Origin of the sequence: Pseudomonas sp. RIT-PI-a (genome assembly GCF_001187875.1) — a bacterium.
Classification (GTDB): domain Bacteria; phylum Pseudomonadota; class Gammaproteobacteria; order Pseudomonadales; family Pseudomonadaceae; genus Aquipseudomonas; species Aquipseudomonas coleopterorum.
Map to the genome: position 1 here is coordinate 201397 of NZ_LGIR01000033.1, position 13465 is coordinate 214861.

Below are 13465 nucleotides of genomic sequence, written 5' to 3' on the forward strand. Positions count from 1 at the left end.
ATACCACGTCCCTCGCCTACCCCGGAAACGGTTTTTCTCCAGCGGCAAGGTGTAACAAACCCTGAAGGGCAGCGACCACGGTTTGCCGGCGCACGGCGTCGCGGTCGCCGGCAAATTGCTCGCGCCGGCTGAACACCCGCGTGCCGTCGGCCCAGGCCAACCACACCGTGCCCACCGGCTTGTCCGCGGAGCCACCGCCAGGGCCGGCGACGCCACTGACTGCCACGGCAAAGCGTGCTCTGCTGTGCTGCTGAGCACCGCGCACCATGGCTTCGACTACCTCGCGGCTGACGGCACCGACCTGTTCGAACAGCTCGGTCGGAACCTGCAACTGGGCGGTTTTCTGCGCATTGGAATAGGTGATGTAACCCGCTTCGAACCATGCCGAGCTGCCGGCGATTCGTGTGATGGCTTCGGCAATGCCACCGCCTGTGCAGGACTCCGCCGTGGTGACCTGGGCGCCGAGGCCAAGCAGGCGCTCGCCGAGGTCGGCAGAGAGTGAGGTCGAGGCGTCCATAGCAGCTCCTTGATAAGGCGGCCAACGAGGCTACGCCCTCGCGCCATGCAGGTCAAAAGTCGCCATGGCCTGCCTGGATACGACCGATCCGACGGGCATTCGTGCGACTGCGTCTGCGCTGCCAACGTCCTACATCGCAAAAAAAATCCCTGTACTATTGGCGACCTGCCTTACGTCCCCCAAGACACCCGCGAGCTAAGTCCTTGAATGTCCGATTTTTCTAACCACACCCCGATGATGCAACAGTACTGGAAGCTGAAGAACCAGCATCCTGAACAGCTGATGTTCTACCGCATGGGCGATTTCTACGAAATCTTCTACGAAGACGCGAAGAAAGCGGCCAAACTGCTCGACATCACCCTGACTGCCCGCGGGCAGTCGGCGGGGCAGTCGATCCCCATGTGCGGTATTCCCTACCATGCGGCCGAGGGTTACCTGGCCAAGCTGGTCAAGCTGGGCGAATCGGTGGTGATCTGCGAGCAGATCGGCGACCCAGCGACGAGCAAGGGGCCGGTCGAGCGGCAAGTGGTTCGCATCATCACCCCGGGTACGGTCAGCGACGAAGCGCTGCTCGACGAGCGTCGCGACAACCTCATCGCGGCCGTACTGGGCGACGAACGTCTGTTCGGTCTGGCGGTATTGGACATCACCAGCGGCAGCTTCATGGTCATGGAGCTGGCGGGCTGGGAAAACCTGCTGGCGGAGCTTGAGCGGATCAATCCGGTCGAGTTGCTGATTCCCGATGACTGGCCCCAGGGGCTGCCGGCCGAGAAGCGCAAGGGCTCGCGCCGTCGCGCACCCTGGGACTTCGAGCGCGACACCGCGCACAAGAGCCTGTGTCAGCAGTTCGCCACCCAGGACCTCAAGGGCTTCGGTTGCGAGAAGTTGACCCTGGCCATCGGCGCCGCCGGTTGCCTGCTCGGCTATGCCAAGGAAACCCAGCGCACTGCCCTGCCCCATCTGCGCAGCCTGCGTCACGAACGCCTGGATGACACGGTGGTGCTGGACGGTGCCAGCCGTCGCAACCTGGAGTTGGACACCAACCTGGCCGGCGGGCGCGACAATACCCTGCAATCGGTCATCGACCGCTGCCAGACCGCGATGGGCAGCCGCCTGCTGACGCGCTGGCTCAATCGCCCACTGCGTGACCTCAAGGTGCTGCAGGCACGCCAGGGCTCGATCAGCTGCCTGCTGGAAGGCTACCGCTTCGAAAGTCTGCAGCCTCAGCTCAAGGAAATCGGCGACATCGAGCGAATCCTCGCGCGGATCGGGTTGCGCAACGCCCGGCCGCGGGACCTGGCGCGCCTGCGTGACGCCCTGGCCGCCCTGCCCGAGCTGCAGGTGGCGATGGCCGAACTCGAAGCTCCGCATCTGGCGCAGCTGGCGGCCATCGCCGGGACCTATCCGGAGCTGGCCGATCTGTTGGCCAAGGCCATCGTCGACAACCCGCCTGCGGTGATCCGCGACGGTGGTGTGCTGAAAACCGGTTACGACAGCGAGCTGGACGAACTGCTGTCGCTGAGCGAGAACGCCGGGCAGTTCCTGATCGATCTCGAAGCGCGCGAAAAGGCGCGTACCGGCCTGTCCCACTTGAAGGTGGGCTACAACCGTGTGCACGGGTACTTCATCGAACTGCCCAGCAAGCAAGCCGAGCAGGCACCGGCGGACTACATCCGGCGGCAGACGCTCAAGGGCGCCGAGCGCTTCATCACTCCAGAGCTCAAGGCCTTCGAAGACAAGGCGCTGTCGGCCAAGAGTCGCGCCCTGGCGCGCGAGAAGTCGTTGTACGAAGCACTGCTGGAAAACCTCATCGGCCATTTGCCACCCTTGCAGGACACTGCAGCAGCGCTGGCCGAACTCGATGTGCTGAGCAACCTGGCGGAGCGGGCCCTGAACCTGGACCTCAATCGTCCGCGCTTCGTGGAAGAGCCGTGCCTGCGCATCGGCCAGGGTCGCCATCCGGTTGTCGAGCAGGTGCTGACCACGCCGTTCGTGGCCAACGACCTGAGCCTGGACGACAGCACTCGCATGCTGGTGATCACCGGTCCGAACATGGGCGGTAAGTCCACCTACATGCGGCAGACCGCCTTGATCGTGTTGCTGGCGCACATCGGCAGCTTCGTGCCGGCGGCCAGTTGCGAGTTGTCGCTGGTCGACCGCATCTTCACCCGAATCGGTTCGAGTGACGATCTGGCCGGCGGTCGGTCGACCTTCATGGTGGAGATGAGCGAGACCGCCAACATCCTGCACAACGCCACCGAGCGCAGCCTGGTGCTGATGGACGAAGTCGGTCGCGGCACCAGCACCTTCGACGGCCTGTCGCTGGCCTGGGCTGCCGCCGAATGCCTGGCCGGACTGCGCGCCTACACGCTGTTCGCCACTCATTACTTCGAGCTGACGGTGCTGCCGGAGAGCCAGCCACTGGTGGCGAACGTGCACCTGAGCGCTACCGAACACAACGAACGCATCGTTTTTCTGCACCATGTGCTCGCCGGTCCCGCCAGCCAGAGTTATGGTCTGGCGGTAGCGCAGTTGGCCGGCGTGCCAGGCGCGGTGATCCAGCGGGCCAAGGAGCACCTGAGCCGCCTGGAAACCACCAGCCTGCCCCACGAGGCCCCGACGCCCGCACCTGGCAAGACGGCAGCGCCGCATCAGGCCGACCTGTTCGCGAGCCTGCCACACCCGGTACTGGAGCAGCTTGCCAAGACCGATATCGATGGACTGACCCCGCGCCAAGCGCTGGAATTGCTCTATGCACTGAAGAACCGGGTCTAACGCTTATTCCTACAAGCTGCTAGAATCCCGCGCGGTTTGGGAATGCCAACGGCTATTAGCCTGGTCTGCGGCTGCCTGTCCCAAACCAAGCGGCCCTGTGAAGGGCTTCGCTGCCGCCGCCTGAGGAGAGAAATAGAAATGACCTTCGTCGTCACCGACAACTGCATCAAGTGCAAGTACACCGACTGCGTGGAAGTCTGTCCGGTGGACTGCTTCTACGAAGGCCCGAATTTCCTGGTGATTCACCCGGATGAGTGCATCGACTGCGCACTGTGCGAGCCAGAATGCCCGGCCCAAGCCATCTTCTCGGAAGATGAGGTGCCCGAAGACATGCAGGAGTTCATCCAGCTGAACGTGGAGTTGGCCGAAGTCTGGCCCAACATTACCGAGAAGAAGGATGCACTGCCTGAAGCCGAAGAATTCGACGGCGTCAAAGGCAAGATCAAGGATCTGGAGCGCTAAGTCGCCCCTGCTGCCCCGCGCCAGCCCCGTTCGGCCGCGATCACTGAGGTGACGCCCGTTCGAGCGGCTGGTGGTTTGCTTCCCACCTAAAAAAAAGACAAAAAAAAGGGGCGGTAATGAGCCGCCCACCTTTCCCTGTCCCTTTTATCCCTGTCATCGTCCTGATGAATCGCGTCACTGCGATATCCCTTTTGGGCACTCGATCCTGAGCACCTGTGTCGTCCCTGAACACGCCTTGATATTAACGTATCCAAGAGTTAAGACAACTGCGGTTAATTCTCGCGGGAAGCTGACTTTGTTGTCAGATTATTGAATAAGTTGCGATGGAACAGCCAGTTGCAGCGCACAGGATTTCAAATTACGAAACTTTGACTCGCTTTATAGCCAAAGGCTTACATAACGTCGCCGGAAATACTGACAATCACCTGCAACATTACAGCAGCCAATAAAAAACGCCCCTGCGAAAGGGGCGTATTGATTGGCCATGCTAGCGAGCCTATTGAAACAGCGACTCGCTCGACAGCCCGTTCTTCTCGAGTATCTCGCGCAATCGTTTGAGGCCTTCCACCTGGATCTGGCGTACGCGTTCGCGGGTCAGGCCGATCTCCAGACCGACATCCTCCAACGTACTGCTCTCGTGCCCGCGCAGGCCGAAACGGCGCACCACCACTTCGCGCTGCTTGTCGGTCAGCTCGGACAGCCACTGGTCGATGCTCTGGGACAGATCGTCATCCTGCAGCAACTCGCACGGGTCGGTAGGGCGGTCGTCGGTCAGGGTGTCGAGGAGGGTCTTGTCCGAATCCGGCCCCAACGATACGTCCACCGAAGACACACGTTCGTTGAGCCCAAGCATGCGCTTGACCTCGCCCACGGGCTTTTCCAGCAGGTTGGCGATTTCCTCGGGGGACGGTTCGTGGTCGAGCTTCTGCGTGAGCTCGCGCGCGGCGCGCAGGTACACGTTGAGTTCCTTGACCACGTGAATCGGCAGGCGGATGGTACGGGTCTGATTCATGATCGCCCGTTCGATGGTCTGCCGGATCCACCAGGTGGCATAGGTCGAGAAGCGGAAGCCGCGCTCGGGGTCGAATTTCTCGACCGCGCGAATCAGCCCCAGGTTGCCCTCCTCGATAAGGTCGAGCAACGACAGGCCGCGATTGACGTAGCGACGGGCTATCTTCACGACCAGGCGCAGGTTGCTTTCGATCATGCGCTTGCGACCGGCTGGGCAGCCGCTCTGGGAAAGCCGTGCGAAGTGCACCTCTTCTTCGGGTGAAAGCAGAGGTGAAAAACCGATTTCATTCAAATACAACTGGGTCGCGTCGAGCGCCCGTGTGTAATCGATGTACTTGTGCTGTTTGAGCGATGTGGAACTGCGGGCCTTGGTGCGAACCGCGGGTGCAGCAGGTTCTTCGTCCGACATCACATCCAATACGATGCCGGGTTCCATAAGGAGCACCTCATCGTCGATGTCAAACCCCGGCGCTTCTTTGCTGAGAGCCATTGTTATAGTCCTTTGCTGAGTTCGACCTCAAGCTCCAGCGGCGCCAATCTCCATGGCAGCGCTTGAGCCCGTCCCCACTACGTGAAGGAACAGGCTGGCAGTGCAAATCAACGACGTGGCAGGAACTGCAGCGGATCTACGGGCTTGCCCTGGCGGCGAATCTCAAAATGCAGCTTCACCCGGTCCGTCCCCGTTGAACCCATTTCGGCAATTGTCTGACCGACCTTGACCTGCTGACCCTCCCGAACCAACAACCTGCGGTTGTGACCGTAGGCACTGACGTAGGTATCACTGTGTTTGATGATGACCAACTCGCCGTAGCCCCTCAATCCACTCCCGGCGTAAACCACAGCCCCATCAGACGCAGCAAAAACAGGCTGTCCCAAATCACCGGCGATATCAATTCCTTTATTCAAACTACCGTTTGAAGCGAATTTGCCGATCAGAACACCATTGGCTGGCCATGCCCAACCACCCTGTGTGCGCTCGCCAGCGGGTACCGGCGTGGGCGAAGGCACGGGGATGGCAGCGCTGCTGGCGGTCGTGGTCGGCGCCGTGGTCAGCGGTCGGCGGGTGACGGTGGTACGGCTCGAGGACGATGCCGAGGCGCCACTCTGCGTGGTGACCACGGTGGTTGCTGGCGCACCCGAGCTACCATCGAAGCGAATCACCTGACCGGGGCGAATGGTATAGGGCACGGGAATGTTGTTGCGTGCGGCCAGGGCCTTGTAATCCCAACCATAGCGGAAGGCGATGGAAAACAGTGTGTCGCCGCGCTTGACCGCGTATTGGCCGGTGGTCACGGGCTGGCGCTGTGCCGCCTTGGCTGCATTGTTGCGATCGACCACGCTGACCTGGCTGGAGGTGCTGGAACAGCCGGACAGAAAGGCTGCGACCGCAACCCCGAGCATCAGGAGCTTGAAGCTCGAACTACCTGCACGCTGCCCAATGATTGTGAGGCTCACCCGCCGCTCCTTTGTTGTGGTGACAAAAAAATATCCAACTTCACTGCTCGCCTTCGACGCGCCTGGCTGCAGGCTCTGGCCGTACCTGCGCCACGACCCGCTGTCAGACAGGCGCTGGGCAGCAGAATTCACTCCGCACGGCCACACCGATCACGCCAGCGGACCGTTGAGCAACGGCACGAAACGTACCGCCTCCAGGACATGCCGGGAGAAGCCGTGCTCTTCGCGTACGATCAGCATCAATTGCTGGACGTCGCCCGAGCCGACCGGAATCACCAGCCGACCACCGGGCGCGAGTTGATCGAGCAAGGCTTGCGGAACATCGGTCGCCACGGCGGTCACGATGATGCCGTTGTACGGCGCCAGCGCCGGCCAGCCTTCCCAGCCATCGCCCCAGCGGAACACCACGTTGCGTTGATCGAGGGCCTGCAGGCGCTCCTTGGCGCGATCCTGCAGGACCTTGATCCGTTCCACCGAGAACACCCGTTCCACCAGTTGGGCCAATACGGCCGTCTGGTAGCCCGAACCCGTGCCGATCTCCATGACCTTGTCCAAGGGACCCGCCGCGAGCAACAGCTCGCTCATGCGGGCGACCATGTAAGGCTGGGAAATGGTCTGGTTGTGGCCGATGGGCAGCGCCGTGTCTTCATAGGCGCGGTGGGCAAGGGCTTCGTCGACGAACAGGTGGCGAGGCGTGCGGCGCAGCACTTCGAGCACCTGTGTGTTGGCCAGGCCTTCGTCGCACAACCGCTGGATCAGGCGCTCGCGGGTACGCTGCGAGGTCATGCCGATGCCGTGGTGCTGATTGTCTCTATTGCGCATCAACCGAGCCCCTCGAGCCAGCCTTGAACCTGTTCGAAGGCCTGGTTGAAGGTACGGTCCAGCTGCAGCGGAGTGACCGACACGTAGCCCTGCATCACCGCATGGAAATCGGTACCGGGACCGCCGTCCTCGGCGTCGCCGGCCACCGCGATCCAGTAGCCGGGCTTGCCGCGCGGGTCGACCATGCGGATCGGTGCGGCGGCTCGGGCCCGATGGCCCAGACGGGTCAGGACCATGCCGCGGATGCGGTCGATCGGCAGGTTGGGAATGTTCACGTTGAGCACGGTGCGCGGCGGCAGGTTCAACTGGTCACGGGCCTCGATGAGCTTGCGCGCATAGTACGCCGCGGTCGGCAGGTGCTCGGGCTGACGCGACAGCAACGAGAAGGCAAACGAGGTGTGCCCCAGGAATCGCCCTTCAAGGGCGGCGGCCACGGTGCCCGAATACAGCACGTCGTCGCCCAGGTTGGCGCCCAGATTGATGCCTGAAACCACCAGGTCCGGCTCGAAGGGCAACAGGCCGTTGAGACCCAGGTGCACGCAGTCGGTGGGCGTGCCGTTCACGCTGATGAAGCCGTTGGGCAGGGTCTGCGGGTGCAGTGGCCGATCCAGCGTGAGCGAACTGCTGGCGCCGCTGCGGTCCTGGTCGGGGGCGATCACCGTGCACTGGGCGTAGCCATGCAACACGTCGTGAAGCGCGGCGAGGCCGGGGGCGGTGACCCCATCATCGTTGGAAATCAGAATACGCATGGACTTTCCGTCTGCCCTGTCGGCACCAGATCGACGAGTTCGCGCACCACGACAGTGGCGAAGCAACCGGCCGGCAGGACGAAGTGCAACTGCAGGATGTCAGGCTCGGGATAATGCCACGTCAGCTCGCCAATGGGCAGCCGCAGAATGCGTCGCTCCTGTTCCAGACCGGCCCGGGCGAGCCAGGCGCAGAGTGCTGGATGCTGACCGGCCACGGTGTTTTCCAGGTCGGCGCAATGGCCGCCGGCGGCCGAAGCGCCTTCGCCCCACAGCGCTGCGGTGGGGTGCAGGTCGAGGATGTCCAGTCGCGGGTCGCTGCATTCGGCTTCACCGGCCACAAAGAAACTGCGGCTGTCGGTGAAGGCCAGCAGATCACCAACCTGGGCACGGTTCCAGGTACCGTCGGCAACGCGCGCGGCGAGTATCTGGTTGAACAGAAAACTACGCGCTGTGGAGAGCAGGCGCGAACGCACGTTGCGTTGCTCGGGCAGCGCCTGGCGCTCGGCATACTGCCGAGCGTCGTGCAGGTTGCCGCCCTGGAAACCGAAGCGCTGGGTGCCGAAATAATTCGGTACGCCGGCCTGCCGGATTTCTTCAAGGCGCGCGTCAAGCGCGGTCCGATCGGCCTTCAGCGCAGTCAGGCGCACGGTGAAGCCGTTGGCCGAGTGGGCGCCGCGCTGCAATTTGCGCGAGTGCCGGGCGTGCTTGAGGATGACCAGGGTGTCGTTCTGCGCCGCGCTCAGGTCCGGATCGGCCTTGCCAGGCAGGTGCAGACTGAACCACTGGCGGGTCAGCGCCTGGCGATCCTTCAGGCCCGCGTAGCTGACGGTGCGCAGCGGTACGCCAGCGGCCTTGGCCAGGCGGCGTGCCGCTTCTTCGGTATTGAGGTTGCGTTTTTCGACCCACAGCCAGAGGTGCTCGCCCTGACCGGACAAGGGGATGTCCAGCACTTCATCGACCTGGAAGTCTTCGGCGCTGGCCTTGAGTACGGCGCTGCCCAGGCTGTCGCCTGAAGCTCGCGGGCCGAGCAGTTCGAGTTCGGTCATGCGCGCAGCAACAAGGCGACCGCATGCACGGCGATACCTTCCTCGCGCCCGGCGAAGCCCAGCTTCTCGGTGGTGGTCGCCTTGACGTTGACCTGGTCCAGCTCCACGCCCAGATCGGCGGCGATCCGTTCCCGCATGGTTTCGATGTGTGGCGCCATCTTGGGTGCCTGGGCCACGATGGTTGCGTCGACGTTCCCGACTTTCCAGCCTTTCTGGGCCACTACCGACACCACATGACGCAGCAGCACACGGCTGTCCGCGCCCTTGAACTGCGGATCGGTGTCCGGAAAGTGCTTGCCGATGTCGCCCAGCGCAGCGGCGCCGAGCAAGGCATCGCTCAAGGCGTGCAGCACCACATCGCCGTCGGAATGAGCCAGCAGGCCGAACTTGTGAGGGATTCGCACGCCGCCCAGGGTAATGAAGTCACCCTCGGCGAATCGGTGCACGTCGTAGCCGTGGCCAATACGCATAGAAAAAAACGCCCTGATTGAGTCAGGGCGTGATTCTACCTGCTTTGGCACAGGTTGGGCGGATCAAAACATCTGTCGATGAGGGTGATGGCCGTCCAGTCACCCCAAGGCCTTGGCATGATGCCGCAAATGGTCATCGATGAAGCTGGCGATGAAGTAATAGCTGTGGTCATAGCCCGGCTGCATGCGCAGCGTCAGTGCATAGCCTACAGCCTTTGCCGCCTGGCTCAAGGCCTGCGGCTTGAGCTGGTTCTCGAGGAAGTCGTCGCGATCGCCCTGATCCACCAGCAGCGGCAGATGTTCCGCCGCATCGGCGATCAGCACGCTGGCGTCCCATTCGCGCCAGCGCGAGCGCTCTTCGCCCAGATAATGGGAAAACGCTTTCTGCCCCCACGGACAATCCATGGGATTGCTGATCGGCGAGAACGCCGAGATCGACCGGTAGCGCCCTGGGTTGCGCAGCGCGCAGACCAGCGCACCGTGGCCGCCCATCGAGTGGCCACTGATGGAGCGTTTGTCCGAGGCCGGAAAGTGCGCTTCCACAAGGTCAGGCAACTCATGCACCACATAGTCGTGCATGCGGTAATGCTGCGCCCACGGCTGCTCGGTGGCGTTCAGATAGAACCCGGCACCCAGACCGAAATCCCAGGCTTTCTCCGGATCATCCGGTACGTCGGCACCGCGAGGGCTAGTGTCGGGCGCCACGATGATCAGGCCCAGTTCCGCGGCCAGCTTGAGACCACCGGCCTTCTGCATGAAGTTCTCGTCGGTGCAGGTCAGCCCCGACAGCCAGTACAGCACGGGCAACTTGCCGCCCTCCTCGGCCTGCGGCGGCAGGTACACGGCGAAGGTCATGTCGCAATTCAACGTTTTGGAACGATGCTTGTAACGCTTGTGCCAGCCGCCGAAGCTCTTCTGGCACGACAGGTTTTCCAGGCTCATGGCAGACCTCAGAAGTGGATGACCGAGCGGATGCTCTTGCCTTCGTGCATCAGGTCGAACGCCTTGTTGATGTCTTCCAGACCCATGGTGTGGGTGATGAAGGTGTCCAACGGGATTTCGCCGGTCTCGGCCATTTCGACATAGCTGGGCAACTCGGTCCGGCCGCGCACGCCGCCGAACGCCGAACCGCGCCAGACCCGACCGGTGACCAACTGGAATGGCCGCGTGGCGATTTCCTGGCCGGCGCCTGCCACACCGATGATCACCGATTCGCCCCAGCCCTTGTGGCAGCATTCCAGGGCTGCACGCATCAGTTGCACGTTGCCGATGCACTCGAAGGAAAAATCCACGCCGCCGTCGGTGAGGTCGACGATGACTTCCTGGATCGGACGGTCATATTCCTTGGGATTGATGCAGTCGGTGGCACCCAACTGACGGGCAATCTCGAATTTGCTCGGGTTGATGTCGATGGCGATGATCCGACCGGCCTTGGCCTTGACCGCACCGATGATGGCCGACAGGCCGATGCCACCCAGACCAAATACCGCCACGGTGTCGCCTGGCTTGACCTTGGCCGTGTTCAGTACCGCACCGATACCGGTGGTGACACCGCAACCCAGCAGGCAGACCTTTTCCAGCGGCGCTTGCTTGTCGATCTTGGCCACCGAGATCTCCGGCAGCACGGTGTACTCGGAGAACGTCGAAGTCCCCATGTAGTGGAACAGTTCCTTGCCGTTGTACGAGAAGCGCGTGGTGCCATCAGGCATCAGACCCTTGCCCTGGGTGGCGCGGATGGCCTGGCAGAGGTTGGTCTTGCCCGACTTGCAGAACTTGCACTGACGGCACTCGGGTGTGTACAGCGGAATGACGTGATCGCCCACCGCAACCGAGGTGACGCCCTCGCCCACGGCTTCGACGATGGCGCCACCTTCATGGCCCAGTACCGACGGGAAGATACCTTCCGGATCCGCGCCCGACAGGGTGTACGCGTCGGTGTGGCAGACGCCGGACGCGACCACGCGCAGCAGGACTTCACCGGCCTTGGGCATGGCCACGTCGATCTCGACGATTTCCAACGGCTTGTTGGCTTCGAATGCAACGGCGGCGCGGGACTTGATCATCAATGCTGCTCCTGAAATGAACGGGACTGACTACAGTGTAATTCATCGACCAATACGGAATAATCACCCCTTCGGCAAAACATTGATGCTGTACAGGGATAATCGGATGAGTGACAACCGCTGGGAGGGGATCGACGAGTTCGTCGCAGTGGCCGAGTGCGCTCATTTCAGCGCCGCGGCCCAGCGCCTTGGCGTGTCTTCGTCCCATGTCAGCCGCCAGATCGCTCGACTGGAAGAACGCCTGCAGACGCGCCTGCTCTATCGCAGCACGCGACGCGTGGCGCTGACCGAGGCGGGCCAGACGTTCCTGCAACATTGCCAACGCCTGCAGGATGGCCGCGACGAAGCCTGGCGCGCCATGAGCGATCTGACCGGGGAACCCAAGGGGCTGCTGCGCCTGACCTGCGCCGTGGCCTACGGCGAGCGCTTCATCGTGCCGTTGGTCACGCGCTTCATGGGGCTGTACCCGCAACTGCGCGTGGACATCGAGCTGAGCAACCGCACCCTGGACCTGCTGCACGAGGGCCTGGATCTGGCCATCCGGCTGGGGCGCCTGCAAGACTCACGGCTGGTGGCGACACGACTGGCCCCACGACGGATGTTCCTCTGCGCCTCACCCTTGTACCTGGCGCGATACGGACGCCCGCACAGCGTGTCGGAGTTGGCGCGGCACAATTGCCTGGTGGGCAGCTCGGACATCTGGCCCTTGCAGGTCGATGGCAAGGAGCAGGCTCAGCGGGTACAAGGTAATTGGCGCTGCAACAGCGGTCAGGCGGTGCTCGAAGCAGCATTGCAGGGCGTAGGGCTGTGCCAGTTGCCCGACTACTATGTGCTCGAACATCTGCGCAGCGGTGCGCTGGTGTCCCTGCTGGACGCTCACCAGCCGCCCAATACGGCGGTATGGGGGCTTTATCCGCAACAGCGTCACCTGTCGCCGAAGGTCAGAAAGCTGGTGGACTATCTGCGGACAGGGTTGAGTGAGAGGCCGGAATATCTGTAGGAGCGGTCATCGGCCGCGAACAAGGTCAGCGCGCGCCTTCAGCCGCGCATGGCCCAACGCTGACGCAACCACTCGAGATCTTCCGGTCGGGTGACCTTGAGGTTGTCCGCCCGCCCCTCGACCAGTTTCGGCGCAAACCCGGCCCACTCGATGGCCGAGGCTTCGTCGGTAACGGCCACGCCGGCCACCAGGCTGTCGGCCAGTGCTCGATGCAAGGCGCCCAGGCGGAACATCTGCGGCGTGAACGCCTGCCAGATGGTGCTGCGATCCACGGTGTGTTGAACGCGCCCGGTCGCATCGGCACGCTTGAGCGTGTCCCGCGCCGGTACGGCCAGCAGCCCGCCCACGCTGTCGTCGGCAAGCTCGGCGAGCAGCTTGTCCAGATCGGCACGGGACAGATTGGGACGCGCCGCATCGTGCACCAGCACCCAATCGCCTTCGTCTGCGCCCTGGGCATGCAAATGCAGCAAGGCGTTGAGCACCGAATCGGCCCGCTCGCGGCCGCCGGCCACGCGTTGGATCAGTTCGTTGCGGGCGCTGGGCAGTTCGGGCCAGAACGGATCATCGGCAGCGAGGCTGACGATCACGCCCTTGAGCTGCGGATGCCCGAGAAAACAATCGATGCTGTGTTCCAGAATGGTACGACCGCCCAGGCTCAGGTATTGCTTGGGACGGTCCGCCGCCATGCGTGCACCCACGCCTGCAGCGGGAATCACTGCCCAGAAGGCTGGCAGCGAGGTCTTCATTGGGCCAGCTGGTAGAGGGTTTCACCCTCCTTGACCATGCCCAGTTCATGGCGAGCGCGCTCTTCCACGGTCTCCATGCCCTTTTTCAATTCGAGTACTTCAGCGTCCATCACGCGATTGCGTTCCAACAGCCGCTCGTTCTCGGCGTGCTGTTCGGCGATCTGCTGTTTCAGCTCGGCTACCTGCTTGAGACTTCCGTTTCCGACCCACAGGCGATACTGCAAACCACCCAGGAGCAGAAGCAAGACGAGAAACAACCAATAAGGACTGCGCATCACATTACCCAGTGGTAAAAAACTTCAACTCTGCGACCAGATAGCACGAAGCCTGGCATCCGCCAGGCTCCGCA

General features: G+C 62.7%; 14 protein-coding genes. 3 read left to right on the forward strand and 11 right to left on the reverse strand.

Annotated features, from left to right (window positions below; genetic code table 11):
• Nucleotides 1-16: 16 nt before the first annotated feature.
• Nucleotides 17-517 (reverse strand): CinA family protein, encoded by a 501-nt coding sequence (locus tag AC788_RS19870; RefSeq protein ID WP_049862262.1) that lies wholly within the window; start codon nt 515-517, stop codon nt 17-19.
• A 207-nt stretch (nt 518-724) separates the two neighbouring features.
• On the opposite strand from AC788_RS19870, the gene mutS reads away from it, so the two are divergent.
• Both mutS and fdxA read left to right on the forward strand, forming a co-directional pair.
• Nucleotides 725-3292, forward strand: coding sequence for a DNA mismatch repair protein MutS (gene mutS, locus AC788_RS19875; RefSeq protein ID WP_082223732.1), 2568 nt, complete (start codon nt 725-727; stop codon nt 3290-3292).
• A gap of 138 nt (nt 3293-3430) precedes the next feature.
• Nucleotides 3431-3754: a ferredoxin FdxA gene (fdxA, locus tag AC788_RS19880; RefSeq protein ID WP_043185148.1), complete on the forward strand. Its 324-nt coding sequence runs from the start codon at nt 3431-3433 to the stop codon at nt 3752-3754.
• A 496-nt stretch (nt 3755-4250) separates the two neighbouring features.
• Here the strand turns inward: fdxA and rpoS are convergent, their stop codons facing one another.
• From rpoS to AC788_RS19920, 8 genes are all read right to left on the reverse strand, one after another.
• Nucleotides 4251-5255, reverse strand: a complete 1005-nt coding sequence (gene rpoS, locus AC788_RS19885) for an RNA polymerase sigma factor RpoS (RefSeq protein WP_049862264.1) — start codon at nt 5253-5255, stop codon at nt 4251-4253.
• Between the two features lie 107 nt (nt 5256-5362).
• Nucleotides 5363-6220 (reverse strand): peptidoglycan DD-metalloendopeptidase family protein, encoded by an 858-nt coding sequence (locus AC788_RS19890; protein WP_049862265.1) that lies wholly within the window; start codon nt 6218-6220, stop codon nt 5363-5365.
• A gap of 150 nt (nt 6221-6370) precedes the next feature.
• Nucleotides 6371-7006: a protein-L-isoaspartate(D-aspartate) O-methyltransferase gene (locus AC788_RS19895; protein WP_161804308.1), complete on the reverse strand. Its 636-nt coding sequence runs from the start codon at nt 7004-7006 to the stop codon at nt 6371-6373.
• A 35-nt stretch (nt 7007-7041) separates the two neighbouring features.
• Nucleotides 7042-7791: a 5'/3'-nucleotidase SurE gene (surE, locus tag AC788_RS19900; RefSeq protein ID WP_049862267.1), complete on the reverse strand. Its 750-nt coding sequence runs from the start codon at nt 7789-7791 to the stop codon at nt 7042-7044.
• Nucleotides 7779-8837: a tRNA pseudouridine(13) synthase TruD gene (gene truD / locus AC788_RS19905; protein WP_049862268.1), complete on the reverse strand. Its 1059-nt coding sequence runs from the start codon at nt 8835-8837 to the stop codon at nt 7779-7781. The genes surE and truD overlap by 13 nt, the downstream gene beginning before the upstream one ends.
• Entirely contained in the window at nt 8834-9307 is a 474-nt protein-coding gene (ispF, locus tag AC788_RS19910; RefSeq protein ID WP_049862269.1) for a 2-C-methyl-D-erythritol 2,4-cyclodiphosphate synthase, read from the reverse strand. The genes truD and ispF overlap by 4 nt, the downstream gene beginning before the upstream one ends.
• A gap of 99 nt (nt 9308-9406) precedes the next feature.
• A complete protein-coding gene (gene fghA, locus AC788_RS19915; RefSeq protein ID WP_049862270.1) occupies nt 9407-10249 on the reverse strand; it encodes an S-formylglutathione hydrolase in 843 nt (280 codons plus the stop codon).
• 8 nt (nt 10250-10257) lie between these two features.
• Nucleotides 10258-11370, reverse strand: coding sequence for an S-(hydroxymethyl)glutathione dehydrogenase/class III alcohol dehydrogenase (locus AC788_RS19920; RefSeq protein ID WP_043185129.1), 1113 nt, complete (start codon nt 11368-11370; stop codon nt 10258-10260).
• Between the two features lie 106 nt (nt 11371-11476).
• Here AC788_RS19920 and AC788_RS19925 point away from each other — a divergent pair, with 106 nt between their 5' ends.
• On the forward strand, nt 11477-12370 hold the full coding sequence (locus AC788_RS19925; RefSeq protein ID WP_049862271.1) for a LysR family transcriptional regulator: 894 nt from the start codon (nt 11477-11479) through the stop codon (nt 12368-12370).
• 38 nt (nt 12371-12408) lie between these two features.
• On the opposite strand, the gene ispD is transcribed toward AC788_RS19925, so the two are convergent.
• Nucleotides 12409-13116, reverse strand: a complete 708-nt coding sequence (ispD, locus tag AC788_RS19930; protein WP_049862272.1) for a 2-C-methyl-D-erythritol 4-phosphate cytidylyltransferase — start codon at nt 13114-13116, stop codon at nt 12409-12411.
• Nucleotides 13113-13391, reverse strand: coding sequence for a cell division protein FtsB (gene ftsB / locus AC788_RS19935; protein WP_043185120.1), 279 nt, complete (start codon nt 13389-13391; stop codon nt 13113-13115). The genes ispD and ftsB overlap by 4 nt, the downstream gene beginning before the upstream one ends.
• Nucleotides 13392-13465: the final 74 nt, after the last annotated feature.